General features: G+C 71.6%; 18 protein-coding genes. 7 read left to right on the forward strand and 11 right to left on the reverse strand.

Features of this window, described 5'->3' with window-relative positions:
• Positions 1-44 precede the first annotated feature (44 nt).
• Positions 45-1,355: an ABC transporter substrate-binding protein gene (locus ACQP09_RS19485; protein WP_433401461.1), complete on the reverse strand. Its 1,311-nt coding sequence runs from the start codon at positions 1,353-1,355 to the stop codon at positions 45-47.
• 243 nt (positions 1,356-1,598) lie between these two features.
• On the opposite strand from ACQP09_RS19485, the gene ACQP09_RS19490 reads away from it, so the two are divergent.
• Positions 1,599-4,427 (forward strand): glycosyl hydrolase, encoded by a 2,829-nt coding sequence (locus ACQP09_RS19490; RefSeq protein ID WP_433406663.1) that lies wholly within the window; start codon positions 1,599-1,601, stop codon positions 4,425-4,427.
• Positions 4,428-4,536: 109 nt separating this feature from the next.
• On the opposite strand, the gene ACQP09_RS19495 is transcribed toward ACQP09_RS19490, so the two are convergent.
• Positions 4,537-5,580, reverse strand: a complete 1,044-nt coding sequence (locus ACQP09_RS19495) for a LacI family DNA-binding transcriptional regulator (protein ID WP_326704383.1) — start codon at positions 5,578-5,580, stop codon at positions 4,537-4,539.
• 230 nt (positions 5,581-5,810) lie between these two features.
• On the opposite strand from ACQP09_RS19495, the gene ACQP09_RS19500 reads away from it, so the two are divergent.
• Entirely contained in the window at positions 5,811-6,089 is a 279-nt protein-coding gene (locus tag ACQP09_RS19500) for a hypothetical protein (protein ID WP_433401465.1), read from the forward strand.
• Between the two features lie 205 nt (positions 6,090-6,294).
• On the opposite strand, the gene ACQP09_RS19505 is transcribed toward ACQP09_RS19500, so the two are convergent.
• Entirely contained in the window at positions 6,295-6,648 is a 354-nt protein-coding gene (locus ACQP09_RS19505) for a PRC-barrel domain-containing protein (protein ID WP_433401468.1), read from the reverse strand.
• 180 nt (positions 6,649-6,828) lie between these two features.
• Complete coding sequence (locus ACQP09_RS19510; RefSeq protein ID WP_030077531.1) at positions 6,829-6,999, reverse strand: DUF5670 family protein; 171 nt, start codon at positions 6,997-6,999, stop codon at positions 6,829-6,831.
• A gap of 204 nt (positions 7,000-7,203) precedes the next feature.
• Between ACQP09_RS19510 and ACQP09_RS19515 the strand changes: the two genes are divergently transcribed.
• Positions 7,204-9,645, forward strand: a complete 2,442-nt coding sequence (locus ACQP09_RS19515) for an ATP-binding protein (protein WP_433401470.1) — start codon at positions 7,204-7,206, stop codon at positions 9,643-9,645.
• 10 nt (positions 9,646-9,655) lie between these two features.
• Here ACQP09_RS19515 and ACQP09_RS19520 read toward each other — a convergent pair whose 3' ends face one another.
• The 3 genes from ACQP09_RS19520 to ACQP09_RS19530 all read right to left on the reverse strand — a co-directional run bounded on the left by ACQP09_RS19520 (position 9,656) and on the right by ACQP09_RS19530 (position 13,182).
• Positions 9,656-10,063: a response regulator gene (locus ACQP09_RS19520; protein WP_432147495.1), complete on the reverse strand. Its 408-nt coding sequence runs from the start codon at positions 10,061-10,063 to the stop codon at positions 9,656-9,658.
• Positions 10,064-10,202: 139 nt separating this feature from the next.
• Positions 10,203-12,008: a PP2C family protein-serine/threonine phosphatase gene (locus tag ACQP09_RS19525; protein ID WP_433401471.1), complete on the reverse strand. Its 1,806-nt coding sequence runs from the start codon at positions 12,006-12,008 to the stop codon at positions 10,203-10,205.
• Positions 12,009-12,189: 181 nt separating this feature from the next.
• Positions 12,190-13,182 (reverse strand): helix-turn-helix transcriptional regulator, encoded by a 993-nt coding sequence (locus ACQP09_RS19530; RefSeq protein ID WP_433401473.1) that lies wholly within the window; start codon positions 13,180-13,182, stop codon positions 12,190-12,192.
• Positions 13,183-13,313: 131 nt separating this feature from the next.
• On the opposite strand from ACQP09_RS19530, the gene ACQP09_RS19535 reads away from it, so the two are divergent.
• The 4 genes from ACQP09_RS19535 to ACQP09_RS19550 all read left to right on the forward strand — a co-directional run bounded on the left by ACQP09_RS19535 (position 13,314) and on the right by ACQP09_RS19550 (position 16,126).
• Positions 13,314-13,586, forward strand: coding sequence for a hypothetical protein (locus tag ACQP09_RS19535; RefSeq protein WP_433401474.1), 273 nt, complete (start codon positions 13,314-13,316; stop codon positions 13,584-13,586).
• Between the two features lie 148 nt (positions 13,587-13,734).
• The gene (locus ACQP09_RS19540; protein ID WP_433401476.1) at positions 13,735-13,878 is read left to right on the forward strand and encodes a hypothetical protein; all 144 of its coding nucleotides are present in this window, start codon (positions 13,735-13,737) and stop codon (positions 13,876-13,878) included.
• 49 nt (positions 13,879-13,927) lie between these two features.
• On the forward strand, positions 13,928-14,875 hold the full coding sequence (locus ACQP09_RS19545) for a DMT family transporter (RefSeq protein WP_433401478.1): 948 nt from the start codon (positions 13,928-13,930) through the stop codon (positions 14,873-14,875).
• A gap of 72 nt (positions 14,876-14,947) precedes the next feature.
• Positions 14,948-16,126 carry a M20/M25/M40 family metallo-hydrolase gene (locus ACQP09_RS19550; protein WP_433401480.1) on the forward strand — a complete coding sequence of 393 codons (1,179 nt, stop codon included), beginning with the start codon at positions 14,948-14,950 and terminating at the stop codon, positions 16,124-16,126.
• A 19-nt stretch (positions 16,127-16,145) separates the two neighbouring features.
• Here ACQP09_RS19550 and ACQP09_RS19555 read toward each other — a convergent pair whose 3' ends face one another.
• The 4 genes from ACQP09_RS19555 to ACQP09_RS19570 form a co-directional block, all read right to left on the reverse strand.
• Complete coding sequence (locus ACQP09_RS19555) at positions 16,146-16,775, reverse strand: NADPH-dependent F420 reductase (RefSeq protein ID WP_433401482.1); 630 nt, start codon at positions 16,773-16,775, stop codon at positions 16,146-16,148.
• A gap of 120 nt (positions 16,776-16,895) precedes the next feature.
• A complete protein-coding gene (locus ACQP09_RS19560) occupies positions 16,896-17,231 on the reverse strand; it encodes a helix-turn-helix domain-containing protein (RefSeq protein ID WP_433401484.1) in 336 nt (111 codons plus the stop codon).
• Positions 17,228-17,524 (reverse strand): type II toxin-antitoxin system RelE/ParE family toxin, encoded by a 297-nt coding sequence (locus ACQP09_RS19565; protein WP_433401486.1) that lies wholly within the window; start codon positions 17,522-17,524, stop codon positions 17,228-17,230. Before ACQP09_RS19565 ends, ACQP09_RS19560 begins: the two co-directional genes overlap by 4 nt.
• 12 nt (positions 17,525-17,536) lie before the next feature.
• Complete coding sequence (locus ACQP09_RS19570; protein ID WP_433401487.1) at positions 17,537-19,093, reverse strand: PTS transporter subunit EIIC; 1,557 nt, start codon at positions 19,091-19,093, stop codon at positions 17,537-17,539.
• Positions 19,094-19,127 lie beyond the last annotated feature (34 nt).

Below are 19,127 nucleotides of genomic sequence, written 5' to 3' on the forward strand. Positions count from 1 at the left end.
CCCCAGGCAGGAAGGGGAGGAGAGGGAGGCGCAGCGCGTCGGCGTCAGCCGATCACGTTCGCCACGCCCTTCTTCGCCGTTCCCCACGCCTTCTCCGACGGGACGCCCTTGCGCTCGACCTCGCTCAGCGCGTTTGTGATCTGCTGCATCACGTTCTGGTCGTGCACGCCCAGCACCTGGACCGGGGACTCCTTGGCCGCGTCACCGAAGATCTGGCCGATCGGCGCGCCGGAGAAGTAGTCGTCCTTGGCGTCCGCGATCTTCTCGATGGCGCCCGTCGAGGACGGGAAGTTGCCCTGCTTCTGGAAGACCTTCGCCTGCTGCTCGGGGGCGGTCAGCCACTCGATCAGCTCGTACGCCTCCTTCTTGTGCTTGGCCGCACGCGGGATGGAGAGGTACGAGCCACCCCAGTTGCCGGCGCCGCCGGGCAGCTTCGCGATGTCCCACTTGCCCTGGCCGCCGTCACCGGCCTGGCCCTTGATGTAGCCGAGCATCCAGGCCGGGCACGGGATCGTGGCGAACGAACCGGCCGCGAACGCCTGGTTCCACTGCGGGGACCACTGGTCGAGCTTGGCGCTCAGGCCCGCCTCGGCCGCCTTCACGGAGGTGTCCCAGGCCGTCTTGACCGCCGGGTTCTTCTCGTAGATCAGCTCGCCGGAGGCGTTGTAATACCGCTCCTCCTCCTGGCCGATCATGATCGCGTAGAGCGAGCCGATGCTGTCGATCCAGGCGCTCTTGGCGGGGGCCTTCTTCTTGTACTCCTCGCCGAGCTCCAGGTAGCCGTCCCACGTCGACCACTTCTTCGCGAGCTCCTCGCGGTCGGTGGGCAGGCCGGCCTGCTTGAAGAGGTCGGTGCGGTAGCACATCGCCTCGGGGCCGACGTCCGTGCCGAGGCCGAGGACCTTGCCGTCCTTCGTGGTCGCCGCCGACCACTTGGCCTCGGCGAACTCGCCCTTGAGCTTGTCGGCGCCGAACTCCTTCAGGTCCTGGAACTTGTCGGACTGCTGCTGGGTGACCGACGCGATGCGGCCCACCTCCACGCCTTGCACGTCCGCGAGGCCGCCGCCGCCCGCGAGGCGGGTCTGGAGCGACTTCCAGTAGTCCACCTCGTCCTGGGTGTCGCTCTGCTTGATCGTCACGTTCGGGTGGAGCTTCTGGTACTCGTCGTAGAGCCCGGCCTCCTTGAAGCCGAAGGATCCGAAGAGGTCGACCGTGAGCGTGACCTTCCCGCCCGCGCTGTCGGAGGTGTCCGACGAGTCGCCGGATCCGGATCCACAGGCGGCGAGGAGGGCCCCGGCGAGGACGACCGCGCCGAGGCGGACGGTGGCTCTCTTGGCGGCTCGGGCGATGGGCATGGGAAGCCTCCCTTGGCTTCGGGATGAACCGAGCGCTTTGAGAGCGCTCTCAAAACCTGCGTCTGGAGCGTCTCCCACCACCCCCGCCCCGTCAAGACTCGAACACATAACGGCTTGGTGTTACGTCCGGCCGCCGTCCAACTGCCTTCTGTGTGCGTTCTCTTGACACCCAGGTTTCAGGAGTTTTACGTTCCTTGGCACTTGAGAGCGCTCTCGAAGGCGCTCTGCCCCCCCATGATGAACATGATCGAGGTGCTGCTCGTGCAAGCCTCCCTCTCCAGACTCGCCTCCCGTGCAGGGGCCAGACCCGCCGCGGCCACGCTCCTGGCCGTGGCTTTGGCCGCCGTCACGCTGGGTCCCGCCGCCACCCCCGCGGCCGCCGCCACCATCCCCGCCGGCGCCGGCAGCTACACCGACTCCCGCCCCGCCGGCACCCAGGGCCCGACCACCAACACCGGCGCCCCCGTCACGCCGAAGCTGACGACCGCCGCGCGCAGCAAGCCGGTCCCGACCAACGACTGGTGGTCCTCGCTCGCCTTCCAGCGCTACGGCGACAACCCGTACTCCACCCCCATGTACGGGCACCCGCTCACGTACCAGGCCAAGGCCTCCGGCCTGGAGGTCGGCTACCCGACCACGCCCGCGATCGTCGGCGACGGCCGGCAGTACGAGTACGCCCACAAGGCCGACCTCACCGTCGGCCTCACCGGCCTGAACTCCCCGGACACCAAGGCCGACGCCTGGTCCGACTGGACGGTCACGCCGTACTGGGCGGACGGCTCCCGCACCTTCCGGGCCACCATCGGCCACGGCATGCCGTTCGTGTACGCCAAGGGGTCCGGCGGCGACGCCCGCATCACGACCGCCTCCACGCCGACGGTCTTCTCCGACCAGGGCAACGTCGTCGGCATCACGGTCGCCGGGCACCACTACGCGCTCTTCGCCCCGACCGGCGCCGACTGGAACATCTCCGGCACCACGATCACCGCCGGGCTGGGCTCCAAGGACTACTTCTCGCTCGCCGTGCTGCCGTCCACGGACGCGCTCGCGACCTACCGCAAGTACGCGTTCAGCTTCGTCACCGGCTCCCAGGTGGCCTGGCAGACGACCGGCGGCAACGTCCGGGCGACCTACTCCCTGACCACGGAGGCCCGCGAGGGCACCGAGCGCGGGACGCTCCAGGCGCTCTACCGCCACCAGTGGCTGCACACCACCGACGCGCTGACCCCGTACACGTACGTCTCACCGCGCGGCACGATGAAGGTGCGCGAGTCCGCCTCCTTCACCACCAGCCAGAAGAGCCAGGGCGTGGTGCCCGCGCTGCCCGTCTCCAACGGCGTGGACCGGGCCCGGCTGACCGGCTACCTCAACGAGGTCGCCAACGCCTCGGACCCGTTCTCCGGGGCCCGGGACACCTACTGGACCGGCAAGGCGCTCGGAAAGCTGGCCCAACTGGTGCCCATCGCCGACCAGATCGGCCAGACCGCCGTCCGCGACAAGCTCCTCGGCCTGATGAAGGGCCGGATGCAGGAGTGGTTCACGGCGGGCGGGGCCAGTGAGTTCAGCTACGACAAGGACTGGAAGACCCTCACGGGCTACCCGGCCTCGTACGGCAGCGACACCGAGCTCAACGACCACCACTTCCACTACAGCTACTACGTCTACGCGGCGGCGATCATCGCCCAGTACGACCAGGCCTGGGCGGCCGACTCGGCCTGGGGCACGATGGTCAAGCACCTCATCCGCGACACCGCCAACCCGAGCCGCACCGACGCGGCCTACCCCTTCCTGCGCGGCTTCGACGTCTACGCGGGCCACAGCTGGGCGTCGGGCCACCAGGGCTTCGCGGCCGGCAACAACCAGGAGTCCTCGTCGGAGTCCATCAACCTCAGCGCCGGGCTGGTGCTCTGGGGCTCGGCCATGGGCGACAACTCACTGCGTGACCTCGGCAGTTACCTGCTGACCACCGAGTCCGAGGCGATCACGCAGTACTGGTTCGACGCCAACGACACCGTCTTCCCGGCCTCGTACAAGTACGGCACGGTCGGCATGGTCTGGGGCAGCGGTGCCTCCTACTCCACCTGGTGGACGGCCAACCCGGAGGAGATCCACGGCATCAACGTCCTCCCGGTGACGGGTGGTTCACTCCACCTGGCCCGTGAGAAGGCGGCCATCAAGCGCAACATCGCCGAGATGGAGCGCGAGAACGGCGGACCGGCCCAGGAGTGGCGCGACCTGCTCTGGGAGTTCGAGGCCCTCTCCGACCCGACGTCGGCGAAGGCCAAGTGGGATGGTGTGAACGGCAATTACGAGCCGGAGCAGGGTGAGTCCAGGGCGCATACCTACCACTGGATCAACACCCTCAACACGGTCGGCGCCCCGGACATGACGGTCACCGGTGACATCCCGACCTCCGCCGTCTTCTCCAAGAACGGCACCCGCACCTACACCGCCCACAACCACGGCACCGCCACCCGTACGGTGACCTTCTCCGACGGCAAGACCCTCTCCGTACCGGCCCGTTCGCAGGCCGTCAGCACCGGCCCCGGCGGCACCGACCCGGACCCGGATCCCGACCCGGGCAACCCGTCCACCGGCAACACCTTCCGTCTGAAGACCGGCGGCGTCCTCACCACCGCCACCACCGACCCGGCGGGCGCGGACACCATCGCCTCGGCCGACGGCGTCAACCGGGACGGCACCCCGTACCGCCCGACCGTCTACGAGGTGAAGCGCGTCAACGGCAAGGTCTCCGCCGGAGCCGCCACCGCGTTCCGCCTCCGGGTGGACGCCGGCACCAGGGTCGGGCTCGCCCCGCAGGTCCGGGTCAGCTACGACCTGACCGGCGACGGCACCTTCGACCGCACCGAGACCTTCCGCTACTTCGCCACCGACCCGGTCAACGGGTGGGAGGAGTACACGCAGGCGGTCGGCGCACGGGCGACCACCGGCAGCCTCGGCGAACTGAAGAACGGCACGGTCCGCCTGGAGATCTGGAACGCGCTCGGCAACGGCACGTCCCAGGTGCAGACGGGCACGGACGCGGCGGTGCTGCGGATCCCGTACGTGTAAGGCAGGACGCATGACCCCGTACGTGTAAGCAGCTGATGTACGGGCACGATCGGTGCGGCGGGTCTCCGGCTCCTCAGGGCGGAGGCCCGCCGTACTCATGCGCCCGGTGCTACGCGGAGGCGCGCCGTACCAGCGTCGTCGGGGTGATCACCGAGTCCGGCGCCGAGCCGTTCCCCGTACGGTCGCGGTCCAGGCCGCGCAGCAGCAGCCGGGCCATCAGCCGGCCCTGGCCCTCGATGTCCTGGTTGACCGTGGTCAGCGGCGGGTCGGTCTCCTCGGCCACGCCGGCCATGTCGTCGAACCCGACGATCGCCACCTGCTCCGGCACCGCGATCCCGCGCTCCCGCAGGACCCGCAGCGCACCCGAGGCCATCAGGTCGTTGGCGACGAACACCGCGTCCAGGTCGGGCCGCCGCTCCAGCAGCTCCGCCATCGCCCGCGCCCCGCTCTCCACGGTGAACCCGCCCTCGGCCACCAGCGTCGGGTCCACGTCGATGAGGACGTCCCGGTAGCCGTCGAGGCGGTCCATCGCGGAGGTCTGGTCGGGCGGCCCGCCGATGTGCGCGATCCGCTCCCGCCCGAGGTCCCGCAGATACTGCACGGCGACCCGCGCCCCGCCCCGGTTGTCGGCGTCCACGTACGGAACGGCCTGGTCGCCTGGGTCGGCGGTCCAGCTCGGCCGGCCCCCGTACACCGTCGGGATCGCCGCCCGCCGGGTGATCGCCGGCAGCGGGTCGTCGGTGTGGAGCGAGAAGGCGAGCGCGCCGTCCACGTGGCCGCCGGAGAGGTAGCGCGCGATCCGGTCGAAGTCGCCGGGCCCCTCCACCAGCAGCAGGACGAGCTGCGTGTCGTGGGCGGTCAGCTCCTTGCTGATGCCGCGGATCTGTTGCGAGAAGAAGGGGTCCGAGAAGATCCGTATCTCCGGCTCGGCGATGACGACGGCCACCGCGCCGGTCCGTCGGGTGACCAGCGTCCGGGCCGCGTGGTTGGGGATGTAGCCGAGCTCGTCGACCGCCTGGAGCACCTTGTCGACCAGCGGTTTGCGGACTCCGTCACCGCCGTTGACGACCCGCGAGGCGGTGGCCCGGGAGACCCCCGCACGCGCCGCGACGGCTTCCAGGGTGGGCCGGGACCCGGGGGACTGCTCGGGCAAGGCGGTCGCTCCTCGTCGACGGGGGCGGCGGCACGCGGGGCGGTTCGGGTGGCGGACCTGTGCCGTCGCCGGATCGTCTACAGCCTAGCGCCGGGCCGGACGGGCGGATGAGAGCGCTTCCAAACGGCGGGACGGACATCGGATCGCTCTCCGGGCGCCTCCTTCGGGCCCGCTGCGCGTTGAACACTCCGGGTAGGCGTCGACCTACTCCGAGTAGGAAGGTGTACGGCATGGAAGCGACGGAGCGACGCGAGGAAACGATCGAGCGGCGTGCGGAGGCGCTGGAGCGGCAGAAGGCGGCGGCGGAGAGGGTGCGGACGGCGGAGGAGACGGTGGCCCGGCTGAAGGCGGACCTCGCCGCGCTGGGCGTGACGCTGCCGTCGCTGCGGGTCGACCCGGTCTCGTGCGCGGGCAACGAGCCGACGCCCTTGGTCGACCTGGGCCGCTGCAACATCGACACCGCGTTGCGGCTGTGCGAGGCGCTGGCCGGGAAGCCGCCGACGGGTTGACTTCCGGAACCCTTCGGGCGCCCATGAGGAGGCGGCGGGGCCGACCCCTCCTCGGGGCCGGGCCCGCCGCCGTTCGGGGGCGTACGCGCGCGTCGACGGAGCGCGGCCGTACGCGGATCCGGAATCACACGAAACGGCTCCGGGTCACAGGGGGCGGCTCCGGGTCACAGGGGGCGGCTCCGGATCACAGGGGGGCGGCTCCGGATCACATGACGCGGAAAGCCATGTAGTACGCGGAGAGCTGGGCGTGGTAGCCCGGGTCCTCGGCCTGGCTGTGGCGGTCGAACTCCGGCGACTCCTTGACCTGTTCCTTGGTGAGGTCCACGTAGACCTTGCGGTCCTCCGTGTCGATGCGCCGGACCGTGCCCGCCGGGAGCAGGACGTCCTTGCCGAAGATCCAGACCCCGGTGTCGACGAGCAGGTGGGCCGAGCCGACCTCGTCGGAGTGCTTGTCGACCTTTCCGATACTGCCGTCGGTCGCCTCCACCGCATATCCGGAGAGATCGGCGCCCGCGGTGTGACCGCTCGACGGCTGGTAGCCCCACAGGGAGTCGTTCATTGTGGCCCCTTTCGCGAAGGTCAATTCAGCTCATCATCGATGAATTCATTGATTAGATCCGCAGATATGCGTGTGCCCGGCGGGAGCGGGTGTACACCTGGCGGCTTCCCGGGGTCGCGCAACGGGGCGGGGGCCAGGCATCAGCCTGGCCCCCGCCCCGTTGTCACTGGTCAGACGCGTTTACCAGCGGTACCAGCGACCCCGTCGGCCACCACTGGCGGCAGGCCGGACGAAGAACCCCACGAGCCACAGCACCAGCACGATCACGGCGATCCACCAGAGGGCCTTGACCGCGAAACCGGCACCGAAGAGAACCAGGGCGAGCAGAAGAACGAGAAGCAGGGGAACCATGATTATCAACCTCCGGAAATTCAGGTTCCCGGCTTCTTCTTTCCTACGCACCATGGGCGGTGATCAGTTTTATTTTTTCTTCACACCGGGCGGCGTGCCGCGTGGCACGGGTGTGCGCGACGCCGGGGCGGGTGAGGGTGGTAGGAAGGCGCGAGCGGGGGCGACGGGCGGCCGGCAGCGGCGCCGGGACGGAGGAGCAGGGCAGTGTCCGACGAGGTACGGGGATGGCTCTCCCCGAAAGCGGTGGCGGCCGAGGCCGGTGTGAGCCAGGAGTTCGACCTCTCCCAGTGCGTACGGGAGCCGATCCATCTGCTCGGCGGCATCCAGTCGTACGGGGCCCTGGTCGCCGCGCGGCTGGAGGACGCCGTGGTGGACACGGTGAGCCGGAACGCGGCCGATGTGCTGGGCCGGGCGGCGGAGGAGCTGGTGGGGCGGCCGGTCACGGAGCTGATCGGTGAGGAGCAGTGGGCGCTGGCGCGGGAGAGCATGGAGGCGGGAAGCCTCGGGGAGGAGGCCGCCGACGGGGGCTCGGGGCCGGCTTCGGAGCGGGTCGCCGACGGGGGCTCGGAGCGGGGCGCCGGCGGGCCTGCTGCCTCCGGGGTGCTGGCGCTCTCGCTGGAGTCGGGCGACGGGCGGGCGCGGCTCTTCGACGTGACCGTCCACCGGGTCGCGGAGCTGCTGGTGCTGGAGTTCGAACCGCGGTCCGCCGAGGCCCCGTTCGTCTTCCAGAACTTCTACCCCCGGGTCCGGCGAGCCCTGCACCGGCTCCAGGGCGCCACCGGCGTCACCGAGTGCTGTGCGGCCGCCGTCCGCGAGGTCCAGGCGCTCACCGGCTACGACCGGGTGGTGGCGTACCGGTTCGACGGCGCCGACGGACCCGGCCAGGTCGTCGCGGAGGTGCGGAACGAGGGCCGGGAGCCGTGGCTCGGGCTCTGGTTCCCGGCCACCGACATCCCGCCGCAGGCCCGCCGCCTCTACGCCCGCAACTGGATCCGGGTCATCGGGGACGTGGACGACGCGACGGTGGGGCTGCTGCCGGAGCTGCGGGAGGGGGCGGACGAGCCGCTGGACCTGTCGGGCTCGATACTCCGTACCGTCTCCGGCTACCACCTGGAGTACCTGCGCAACATCGGCGTGGCCTCGTCCATGTCCGTATCGCTGCTGCACGACGGCGAGTTGTGGGGGCTGATCGCCTGCCACGGTGACGAGTCGCGCCGGCTGACGCCCGAAGTGCGGGCGGCCTGCGAGTTCTTCGGGATCGCGCTGTCCCTGCAACTGGCGGCCGTGGCCGAGCGCGAGCAGGCGGACGAGCTGTCCGGCTACCGGCGGGCGCTGGCCACGCTGCTGGCCCGGCTCAGCTCGCAGGAGCCGGACGCGTTGCTGCGACCCGACTCCGGACTGGCCGAACTCCTCTGCGCGGACGGCGCGTTGCTCGTACGAGGGGGCGGTACGGAGGTGTCGGCGACGGGCGACCCGGTTCCGGCCGCGCTGCCCGGGCTGCTGGAGCGGCTGGCGGGCGCGAGTCCGGTGGGCGAGGTGTGGAGCAGCGACCGGGTGCCGGAGGTGCTGGGGCTCGACCCGGCGGAGGCCGAGGAGCAGGGGCTGCCCGCGGGCCTCCTCTTCCTGCCCTTCAACCGGGACGGCGACCTGCTGGCCTGGTGGCGCCGGGAGCAGCCCGCGCCCCGGGAGTGGGCGGCCGATCCGGCGCGGCCGGTGCGGACGGGGCCGGGCGGTGAGCGGCTGACCCCGCGCGGTTCCGCCGCCGTCCACCGGGCGACCGTACGCGGACGGAGCACGCCGTGGACCCCGGCGCAGCGAGCCGTGGCCGGGGAGCTGTGGCGGGAGATGTCGGGCCTGCTGAGCCGGCAGATGGCGGAGCTGGCGGCGCGGAACACCGAACTCGCCCGGACCAACGAGGACCTGGACTCCTTCGCGCACGCGGCGGCCCACGACCTGAAGGAGCCGTTGCGCGGGATCTCGAACGCGGCCGCCTTCATGGTCGAGGACGCCGGTGACGTGCTGGACGCCACCTCGCTGCGCCGCCTGACCACCGTACGCCGGCTCGCCGAGCGCATGGACGGCCTGCTCGACTCGCTGCTGCACTTCTCGCGGCTGGGCCAAGTGGGCCTGGAGCGGCAGGAGTTGTCGCTGGACGAGGTGGTGGACGACGCGCTGCTCGTGGCCGGCGGCCGGCTGGCGGAGCAGGGCGTGACGGTGGTGCGCCCGGCGCCGCTGCCGCGCCTGCGGGCGGACCGGGAGCGGCTGCGGGAGGTGCTGGAGAACCTGTTCGTCAACGCGGCCAAGTACGCGGCGGACGAGGGCGCTTCGGGAGAGCGGCGGGTCTGGGTGGAGGCGGTGCCGGTGGCGGAGCCGGGCGGAGGCGAGGAGGTTGCCGTCGTCGTACGGGACAACGGCATCGGCATCCCGCCCGGCCAGCAGGAGGACGTCCTCCAGCTGTTCCGCCGGCTGCACCGCCGCGAGGAGCGCGGCGGCGGCTCGGGCGTCGGCCTCGCCGTGGTCAAGCGGATCGTGGAGCGCCACGGGGGCCGGCTCTGGCTGGAGAGCCCGGCGGCGGCGCCGGACGGAGAACGGGAGGCGGGCGGCGGCCCGGGGACGGCGGTGTGGTTCACGCTGGGCGCTTCCTAGGCTGGTCGTCCTAGGCTTTCTGGGCCATCCAGAAGTCGACCGCGCCGCGCAGAACCGTCTGGAACAGCTCGAAGTTGACCGGCTTGTAGATGTAGCTGTCCGCGCCCGCCGCGTAGCACGCGTCCTCCTCCGCCGAGGAGGTCGACGAGGTGAAGACCACCACGGTCAGCGAGGCGCACGCGGCCTGCGCGCGCAGGTTCGACAGGAGCGTCAGGCCGTTCATGCCCGGCATGTTGAGGTCCAGCAGCACCAGGTCGGGGGTGGGCGCGGCGGGATCGAGGAGGCGCGGCACCACGGCGTCACTGCGCGGGGCGAACTCCACGTGCAGGGACGGGTGGGAGCGGGAAAGGGCTCGCTGGATGGCCTCGGTGTCCTCCTCCGAGTCCTCCACGACGAGGATCAGTCCGTCGCTGTTCATCGGGGACCTGCCTGTTCGCGGGGTCGGGTGGTCATCGGCTGCTCCCGGTGTGCACCGGGTCGGGTGGTCATCGGCGGCTCCGGGTGTGCACCGAGTCGGATGGTCATCGGCGGCTCCGGCTGTCCACCGGGTCGGCTGGTCATCGCAGGGCCGCCTGTTCGAGCTGGAGGTCGTGGGGGAGCAGGCCCGCGCCCGGCTGGACGCCGGTCCAGCGGGCCACGAGCAGGGCGATGTCGTCCTGGCCGGAGTCGCGGAACACCTTGGCCTGCCGGGCCAGGCTCTCCGCGATGTGGGCGGCGTCGGACCCGCGCAGCGCGGCGAGCCGCCCGGGCAGCACGCTCTCGAAGAACGCGCCGCCGGCCTCCCGCGACTCGGTGAGCCCGTCGGTGAACAGCACCAGGGTGTCGCCGGCGGCGAGCCGCTCCTCGTGGCTGTCGTACGAGACGTCGTCCAGGACGCCGAGGAGGAGCCCGCCGGAGAGCACCTCGGAGACCGTGCCGTCGCCGCGGAGCACCAGGGGCGGGGGGTGGCCGGCGCTGCACGTGCTGAGCAGGGCCGTGCCGTCGGGCTGCGGCGTCAGCGTGGCGACGACCGCGGTGAGGAAGCGGCTGGCCCGCTCCTGGCGCAGGGCCCGGTTGAGCCGGCTGAGGGCGGTGCCCGGGTCGGTGCCTTCCTCCAGCAGGGTGCGCAGGGTGTGGCGGGCCAGGCCGGTGAGGGCCGCCGCCTCCGCGCCGCGTCCGCAGACGTCGCCGATGAGGAGGGCGAGGGAGCCGTCGGGTCTGGGCACGGCGTCGTAGAAGTCGCCGCCGACGTCGAGCATGGGGTCGCCGACCTCGTAACTGGCCGACAGGTCCCACTGGTCGGTGACCGGGAGCTGCGAGGGGAGCAGGTGCTCCTGGAGCGAGAGGACGGCGGCGCGGCGGAGCTCGTAGAGCAGGGCGTTGTCGATGGCGAGCGCGGCCCGGGTGGCGAGGCTGCGGAGGAAGGCGCTGTCCGGCAGCCGGGCCTCGGGCCGCTGGTAGACGAAGGTGATGGTGCCGACGACGCGGCCGCGGGCGCGGAGCGTGCTGATGCTGACGACGGTGGAGTGGGGGCCGTCGCCGGCCACCGCGTCATCGGGGGCGGCGAAGGGTGAGCCCTCCAGCGCGGCGCCGCTCAGGAACACCGTGTCCTCGTCCTCGCCCCGGCGCCCCAGCAGCGCCGCCAGCCACGGATCGTCGCGGCCGGCCGCCTCCAGGGCGCGCTGCTGCTGGACGGCGACGTGCGTGGCGGCGACGAACTCCGGACCCTCGCCGCGCAGCAGATGGACGAGAGCGCCGTCGGCGACGGCCGGAACGGCGATCCGGGCCACCCGGCGCAGGGTGTCCTCCACGTCCAGGGACGAGTCCATCTGGAGCGAGGCCTCGGCGAGCAGCGCGTCGTCCGCGCCCCGGCGGGCCTCCCGGCCGCGCTGGAGGATGCCGGTGTGGCAGGCCACGATGACGTCGACGGCCTGCGTCAGCCGGCTCTCGACGACCGCCAGGTCCGCCGAGCCGTCCACGGAGAGCGCCAGCGCCGCCCAGCCGCGGTGGTCCAACCGGAAGGTGCAGGCCACCACGGAGGCCCCCGGCGCCTGCCGCAGGAACTCCGCCTCCGGCCACACCGCGTCGTCGAGCCCGCCCACGGCGTCCCGGGTCACCACGGGCGCGCCGCCCGGCTCCCGTACGGCGGCCTCCGGCATCGCCCGCGTGGTGGCGACGATCACCGGGGCGTCGCTCCTGGCGCTCAGGGCGCGCATGTACCGCAGGACCTGCCGGTCGTCCCACCGCGTGCCGACGACGAGGTGGACGCCCGGGGTGGCGAGGAGCGGCGCGTAGACGTCGTCCGCCAGCGCCGCGACCTCCTCGGCCCGCGAAGCGGCCTGCCAGAGCCGGTGCAGCGCACCGGACCAGGTGTCATCGACCATGTCCCCGCCTCCGCTCCCGTCCGGTCGTCCACGCGTCGCCAACGACTTCTCCCGTACGCGGCGGTCCCGCCGGTACTCGGCCAGTATGACCGGCGGCCCGGGATTCATGCCGTGGGAGGGATCACGGGGGCGGAGGCGGAGAGGGTCCCGCCGCACCGGCCCGCTCCCGCCCACCAGGGGGTCAGTCGAGCCAGCCGAGGCGTACGGCCTCGGCGCCGGCCTCGAAGCGGGAGTGGGCGTTGAGGCGGGTCATGAGTTCGGCCATCATGCGACGCGTCGTGCGCACCCCCAGGCCGAGTCTTCGGGCGGCGACGGTGTCGGTGTGGCCCTGGGAGAGGAGGCGCAGCAGCTGCCGTTCCTGGCCGGTCAGGCCGTTGTCGTCGTGTTCGCGGTCGGTGGCGGTGCCGAAATCGTCCGCCTGGTCCCAGATGGCCTCGAAGAGCGCGGCGAGTGCGGTGAGGATGCCGGGGCCCTGGAGCTGGAGGGCGCCTCGGCCGGTGTCTTCGGGGTCGATGGGCAGCAGGGCGGCCTGGCCGGTGAAGAGGACCATGCGCAGCGGCAGGACCGCGGCGGTGCGCACGTGGGCGCCCTGGGAGGTGAGCCACCGGGCGTAGCTCAGGGTTGCCGGGTCGTTGCGTACGGACGCCTGGTACAGGGTGCGCATGGGGACGCCGCGCTCCAGCAGGGCGGTGTCCAGCGGGCGGGAGGCGTCGAGGGTGGCCCGGGTCTGCGCGCCGCCGGGCATGAAGGACATCAGGGGCGCCGTGGCGTCGTGGGCCAGCTGCTCCAGGCGCATCCGGATCTCGTCGACGCCGGTGAGGACGTCGACGTGGTGGCGGCTCGACGCGGCCACGGCGTGCTGGCGCAGCAGGGTCAGAGCGGCGACCTGGGCGTCGGCGAACTCCTGCTGGGAGCGCCGCAGTTCACCTTCCCGCAGGGAGAGGAGCAGCTGGATGCCGACCGACGGGGGGACCGGGCGCAGGGCGTCCTCCGGGTGCGGGGAGGCGTGCAGCAGGTTCAGTTCGGCGAGTTGGTCGAGGGCGGTGCGAATGTCGCTGTCCGGCAGGGCCAGGGCCGCGGAGAGCTCGGCGACGCCGTGCTCCGGCTCGGCGAGCATGAGCCGGTAGACGGCCTCGGCGGTGCGGTCTATTCCGAGCGTGTGCAGCTGCGACATGGGTCCCCCAGCATTCGGTTCCTCGTCGCGCCGCTGGTGACGATAGCCGCGGCCAGGCAGCTTGCTGCCCGCAAACCACCTGCCTGGGCGAAACCCTGGGCAATGTCCGTCTCGCATTTCAAGATCGGCGCATGCTGATGGTGACCGTGCCCCTGAAGGGGCCGCAACGTGCTGCCTTGCCCGCCGATGTGCTGGACATCCTGTGGGTCGCGGCCTCTTTCGAACCCGGAGTGGAGCACCTGCACGCCGACTGCCCCGAGGCCGGCGGGGCCGGCCATCTGACGTTCTTCGTGAGAGCGCCGACGCGGGAGAAGGCCGTGGCGCTGGCGCGCGGGATCACCCGCCGGGCGCTGGCGGACTCACCGGTGCTGAACGGCTGGTACGTGGTGCCGGTTCGGCCGTGAGGCAGGAGACTGCCAGGCCGCCGCCTGCCAAGTTGATCTTCTTCCTTTCGGGTGGCCGGGCGAGCAGTGTTGATCCCACGCCGAGCGGACGCCTTCCGAAGCTCCGCTCATCCACCCCGCGCACCCCCTCTCCCTCCGAAGGAGCACCATGTCCGCCGCCCGTCGCCTGCTCGCCGCCGTCGCTCTCGTACTCGTCACGTCCCTGGCCGCCGGACTCGACCTGGACAGACCCTCCGGGTCCGGGGCGGAGCTCCGCAGCCAGGCCGCGCAGGACTCCGCCGGCTGGGGATAGGGACCGCCCGGACCCGACCACCGCACAACGACCCAGCTGAGGAACCACGTTGACCCCGACCACCGCACCCGCCCCGACCACCGACCCCTCCACGCCCCCCACCACACCCCTGGTCTCCCGCCCAGGACTATGGCTCGGCCCGCTCCTGGCACTCGCCGCCACCGCCATCTGGTCCGGGAACTTCGTCGTCGCCCGCCACCTCGGCGACGTCATCCCCCCGGTGCAGACGTCCTTCTGGCGGTGGGTCATCGCCCTCCTCGCCGTCGCCCCCTTCGCCGCACGAGGCCTCCTGCGCGACTGGCCGGCGGTACGTCGGCACGCCGGCCTGATCGTGGTCTCCGCGCTGCTGGGCGTGACCCTGTTCAACACGCTGATCTACATCGCCGGCCAGTCGACGTCGGCCACGAACCTGGCCCTGATCGCGGCCGCCTCACCCGCGGTGATCGCGGCGTTCGCCTTCTTCGACGGCGAACGGATGACCATCGTCCGCGCCACCGGCATGATCATCGCGTTCGCCGGCGTGGTCACCCTGATCTCCAAGGGCAGCATCACCGCGCTGCTCTCGATGGACTTCCGGGCCGGAGACCTGTGGATGCTCGCCGCGATGGCGACGTTCGCCGCCTACTCCGCACTCCTCAAGCGCAAGCCGTCCACGATCTCCGGGCCCAGCTTCCTCCTGGCCACCTTCGCCGCGGGCACCGTGATGCTCGCCCCCGTGTACGTCGTGTCCCTCACCGTGCAAGGAGCGTTCACGCCCAGCGGCGCCACCGTCGGACCGCTGCTCTACATCGGCGTCGCCTCGTCCGCGATCGCCTTCTACACCTGGAACAAGGCCGTCTCCCTCATCGGCGCCACCCGCGCCGGGATCGTCTACTACCTCCAGCCCGTGTTCGTCGCCTGCGTGGCGTACGTCGCGATCGGCGAGCACATCACGCTCATCCAGATCCTCTGCATGGGCGCGATCATCACCGGCGTGGCCGTCGGCGCCAAACGCTGAAACGCCCGGCCCCACCCCCCTCCATCTCTGCACCGCACTCCATCGCCGTACCGCCTACCTGAGGAACCACCCATGACACCGCTCCGTATCAACGCCGACCGTCTGCTCACCGACCTCACCCACCTGTCCCAGATCGGCGCCGGGCAGGACGGCGCCCTGTGGCGTATCGCCGGTACGAAGGCCGACCGGGCCGGTCGGGACTGGCTGGACAAGACCATGCGCGTGGAGGGCCTGCACACCTACTACGACGAGACGGGCAACGTCTTCTCCCGCCGCGGGAACACCACCGGCCCGTGGCTGCTCATCGGATCGCACGCCGATACGGTGCCGGCCGGCGGCCATCTGGACGGGGCGTACGGAGTCATCGCGGCCATGGAGGTGGTGCGCACCCTGCACGAGGCCGGGCATCCGCTGGCCGACCATGTGGAGAGCGTGGCCTGGTTCGACGAGGAAGGCGTACGTCCGGAGTCGGCCGGCGGTCTGGTCGGCTCCACCGTGCTGGCGGGCTCCGACCGTGTCGCCGACCTCGTCGGCTATCTGGAGATCCACATCGAGCAGGGCCGCCGGATGGAGAAGGCGGGGCTGAACCTGGCGCCGGTCACCGGCATCGTGGGCGTACGCCGCTACCAGGTGTCGGTGTCCGGGCAGGAGAACCACGCGGGCACCACGATGTGGGTGGACCGGCAGGACGCGGGGCGGGTGGCGGCCCGTATCGTCGCCGGGCTGAAGGACCTCATCCTGGCCGTCGACCCGAAGGGCATCGGCAACGCCGGCGTCATCACCTTCGGCCCGGGAGCGGCCAACGTCGTGCCGGGTACGGCGAGCGCCGAGCTGGAGATCCGCGCCTCCTCCGAAACGGCCCTGGACACCATCGAGGCCGACCTGGACGGGACCCTCGCCGGTATCGCGGCGGAGGAGAACTGCACGGCCGAGCTGGTACGTGTCTCCGCCAAGCCCGCCGCACACTTCGACCAACGCGTCCTGGACGCCGTCCACGCGGCCTGCCTGGAGAAGGGCCGCACGGATCAGCTGCTCTCCTATGCGGGGCACGACGCGTCGGTGATCTCCACGCGCCTGCCCACCGCGATGATGTTCGTGCCCTCCACCGGCGGGTTCTCCCACTCCAACAAGGAGCACACACCGGACGATCAGCTGGTCCTGGGTGCGCAGGCGCTGCTCGACGCGGTGCTGAAGGTCGCGCCGATGCTGTTGGGGCAGGAGGTCGGCTCCCCGGTGGCGCTGGCAGCGTGAAGGACGGCCGGCACCGGGTCTAGAGGGTGTCCGGACACGTGACCACCTTGATGTTGAAGGTGTGCGACCCGACCCCGCCCGCGATCCCCATGAAGAGGAACGCGAAGTGCTCCTGGCCGCGGGCGGTGGTGATGGAACCGATGTCCAGCTGCGAGGAGGCCGGCCAGCCGAGGTCGGTGAGCAGGCGGCCGGTGGTCCGCTTGGCCTCGGCGTCGTCGCCGGAGAGGAAGACCGTACCCGGCTCGGTCAGGTCGCCCGGGGCGGTCATGGTGGTGGAGTCCATCGTGCAGAGCGTCTTGACGACGGGCGTCAGCGGGAAGGCCTCCTGGATCAGCTCGCCCAGGCTGCTGTTGGGGTGGGTGAGCTCGGTGAAGTCGTCCGAGAGCCCGACCCCGACGTCGATCAGCAGGATCCCGGCCAGCGCCGGAGCCCCGATGGAGTGCAGCAACTCCACGGAGACACCCCCCGGCGTGGCGTTGACCAGCACCTCCGCGTGCGCGGCCGTCTCATCGAGACCCGCGACGGGGAGTCCGAGGCCGGCGCGCTCCTCCGGGTGGCGTGAGCCGAGGAGGACGTCGTGTCCAGCGGCGCGCCAGCCGTGGGCCAGGGAGCGGGCGACATGTCCGGTGCCGAGCAGTCCGATACGCATGGCCCGACGCTATCCAGCGGGGCCGAGGAGGCGGATCGGTCGGGAGGCGGGACCGGGACGCGACCTGAGGCGTAGTCCTCAGGCCGCCGAGCCACCCTGGAGCGCCTGGCTCCGTGCTGGTCAGGCCGCTGTGCGGGCTACGAAGGCGACCTTCTCCTGATCTTCGTCCAGGGCGATGCTGAGGGAGGCGTCCAAGGCGCGAGCCAGTCGCCGGAGCAGGGGGAGCGTGGGCACGGCATCAGCTCCCTCGATACGGGAGATCTTCGCCTGGGTCAGCCCCGCCCGCTCGGCGACGTCGCTCTGGGAGAGGCCGAGCTCCTTGCGACGGTCGTACACCGCCTTGGCGAAAGCCATGGCAAGCCGGATCTCCGCGCGCTCGGCGCGGGTCTCCTCGCTCTCGCCGTGGTCGGTGCCGAGTCCCTGCTCGCGCTTCAGCTTCCAGCGGCTGTGGTTCATGGTGCCTCCCTGCTCTCTCCACGTGTGTACGTCGCGTGGGCCGGGCCGTGCTCGGCCTCGCACAGCGCACGGGCCCGCACGGCTCGATCCACCTGCGCCGACTCCCGCATCCGCGTCTTGCGGAAGACGGTGAGGAGCACGATGCGACGATCCGGGGCGAACCAGTACGTGATCCTGGTGGCCTCGCCGTTCAGCGTCGGCCGCAGTTCGTGCACCCCGTCCCGCAAAGGGCGGCTGAACGGCATCGGAGTGCTCGTTCCCATCGAAGCGAGCAGGCCCGCGTACTCCTCCACTTTCCCGGGTCCTCAGACCCCGGCCGGTGCCTTCTCCGGTGAGCCAGGGTCCGTGGAACCGGGGCTGCCGGCGCCCGGTGCGTCCGTCGCCGGGTGCGGGCCTCCCGTCGCCGCGACCGTCGACGACGGCGGCTCCTGGGAGACGTTGAACTCCGTCAGCAGGTCCTTGCTGAAGCCGAAGAAGTACGTGGCGACGAACCCCGCCACGTATCCGACCAGCAGGCCGCCCGCGTAGATCGTGATCGTCGAGCCCAGGCCGTGGTTGCCGTCCAGGAGCGGGAACAGGGCCCAGCCGGACGGGCCGATGGCCGTCGAGCCGACCGTGTCGCCGAGCTGGTTGAACAGGCCGACGAAGCCGCCGCCGAACGCGCCGCCCACGCACGCCGTGATGAACGGGCGGCCCAGCGGCAGCGAGACGCCGTAGATCAGGGGTTCGCCGACGCCGAGCAGGCCGGCCGGGAGCGCGGACTTGATGGTGCGGCGGATCGACTCGTTGCGCGGGAGGCGGAAGTAGACGGCCATCGCCGCGCCGACCTGGCCGGCGCCCGCCATCGCCAGGATCGGGAGCAGGACCGTGAAGCCCTGCTGTTCGATCAGCGTCGTGTGGATCGGGATCAGCGCCTGGTGCAGGCCGAGCATCACCAGCGGCAGGAACAGGCCGCCGAGCACGAAGCCCGCGCCCGCGCCGCCGGTGGCGAGCAGCCAGTCGGCGAACGTGCCGATCGCGGAGGAGATCTCCCCCGCCACGTACATCAGGCCGAAGATCGTCACCAGGCCCGAGATCAGCACCGTCAGCGTCGGCGTGACCAGCACGTCCAGCGCCTCCGGCACCCAGCGGCGGCACCACTTCTCCACGTACACGGCGAGGACCGCCGCCCCCAGCGCGCCGAGCACACCGCCCTGGCCGGGGGAGAGGGTCTGGCCGAAGGCGTCGATGTTCGCGACGCCCGGGAAGACGATGATCGCCGCGACCGCGCCGCCCAGGATCGGCGTACCGCCGAACTCCTTCGCCGTGTTGTAGCCGACGAACACCGCGATCAGCGCCATGAAGCCGGACGCCATCGCCGCCAGCGCGGGTGTCACGGCGGGCAGCCAGCCCAGGTTCACCAGCAGCCCGTTGAGGCCCGCGATGATGCCGCAGCCGATGAGCGCCGGGATCAGCGGTACGAAGATGTTGGCGATCTTGCGCAGGAACAGCTTGAACGGGGTGGCGTTCTTCGCCTTCTGCTGCGCCTTGATCGCCGCGCCCTGTGCCGCCAGTTCCTCGGCCGACACGGTGGCCTGCGTGGGGGCCGGTGCCGCCTCGCGGCCCTCCTCCACCAGGCGCTCGAACTCCGGCGTGACCCGCGCGACCGTGCCCGGACCCAGCACGATCTGGTACGTGTCGTCCTCGACCACGCCCATCACGGCGGGCAGGGCCTTCAGCGCCTCGTCGTCGACGAGGGACCGGTCGTGCAGACCGAGGCGGAGCCGGGTCATGCAGTGGGCGATGGAGCTGACGTTCGCGGCGCCGCCGACGAGCGGGAGGATCGCGGCGGCGGTGGCGCGGTTCTTGTCTTCAGTGGCCATGGTGCGAGGTGCCTTGCTGTGCGGGGCGTGGGGG

It is taken from the genome of Streptomyces sp. CA-146814, from assembly GCF_050942385.1.
In the GTDB taxonomy this organism is placed as follows: Bacteria; Actinomycetota; Actinomycetes; order Streptomycetales; family Streptomycetaceae; genus Streptomyces.

Coding starts and splice junctions, on each gene's coding strand:
- ACQP09_RS19485 (WP_433401461.1), bottom strand. CDS start 1,355: ATGCCCATCGCCCGAGCCGCCAAGAGAGCCACCGTCCGCCTCGGCGCG.
- ACQP09_RS19490 (WP_433406663.1), top strand. CDS start 1,599: ATGATCGAGGTGCTGCTCGTGCAAGCCTCCCTCTCCAGACTCGCCTCC.
- ACQP09_RS19500 (WP_433401465.1), top strand. CDS start 5,811: ATGGAAGCGACGGAGCGACGCGAGGAAACGATCGAGCGGCGTGCGGAG.
- ACQP09_RS19505 (WP_433401468.1), bottom strand. CDS start 6,648: ATGAACGACTCCCTGTGGGGCTACCAGCCGTCGAGCGGTCACACCGCG.
- ACQP09_RS19510 (WP_030077531.1), bottom strand. CDS start 6,999: ATGGTTCCCCTGCTTCTCGTTCTTCTGCTCGCCCTGGTTCTCTTCGGT.
- ACQP09_RS19520 (WP_432147495.1), bottom strand. CDS start 10,063: ATGAACAGCGACGGACTGATCCTCGTCGTGGAGGACTCGGAGGAGGAC.
- ACQP09_RS19525 (WP_433401471.1), bottom strand. CDS start 12,008: ATGGTCGATGACACCTGGTCCGGTGCGCTGCACCGGCTCTGGCAGGCC.
- ACQP09_RS19530 (WP_433401473.1), bottom strand. CDS start 13,182: ATGTCGCAGCTGCACACGCTCGGAATAGACCGCACCGCCGAGGCCGTC.
- ACQP09_RS19535 (WP_433401474.1), top strand. CDS start 13,314: ATGCTGATGGTGACCGTGCCCCTGAAGGGGCCGCAACGTGCTGCCTTG.
- ACQP09_RS19540 (WP_433401476.1), top strand. CDS start 13,735: ATGTCCGCCGCCCGTCGCCTGCTCGCCGCCGTCGCTCTCGTACTCGTC.
- ACQP09_RS19550 (WP_433401480.1), top strand. CDS start 14,948: ATGACACCGCTCCGTATCAACGCCGACCGTCTGCTCACCGACCTCACC.
- ACQP09_RS19555 (WP_433401482.1), bottom strand. CDS start 16,775: ATGCGTATCGGACTGCTCGGCACCGGACATGTCGCCCGCTCCCTGGCC.
- ACQP09_RS19560 (WP_433401484.1), bottom strand. CDS start 17,231: ATGAACCACAGCCGCTGGAAGCTGAAGCGCGAGCAGGGACTCGGCACC.
- ACQP09_RS19570 (WP_433401487.1), bottom strand. CDS start 19,093: ATGGCCACTGAAGACAAGAACCGCGCCACCGCCGCCGCGATCCTCCCG.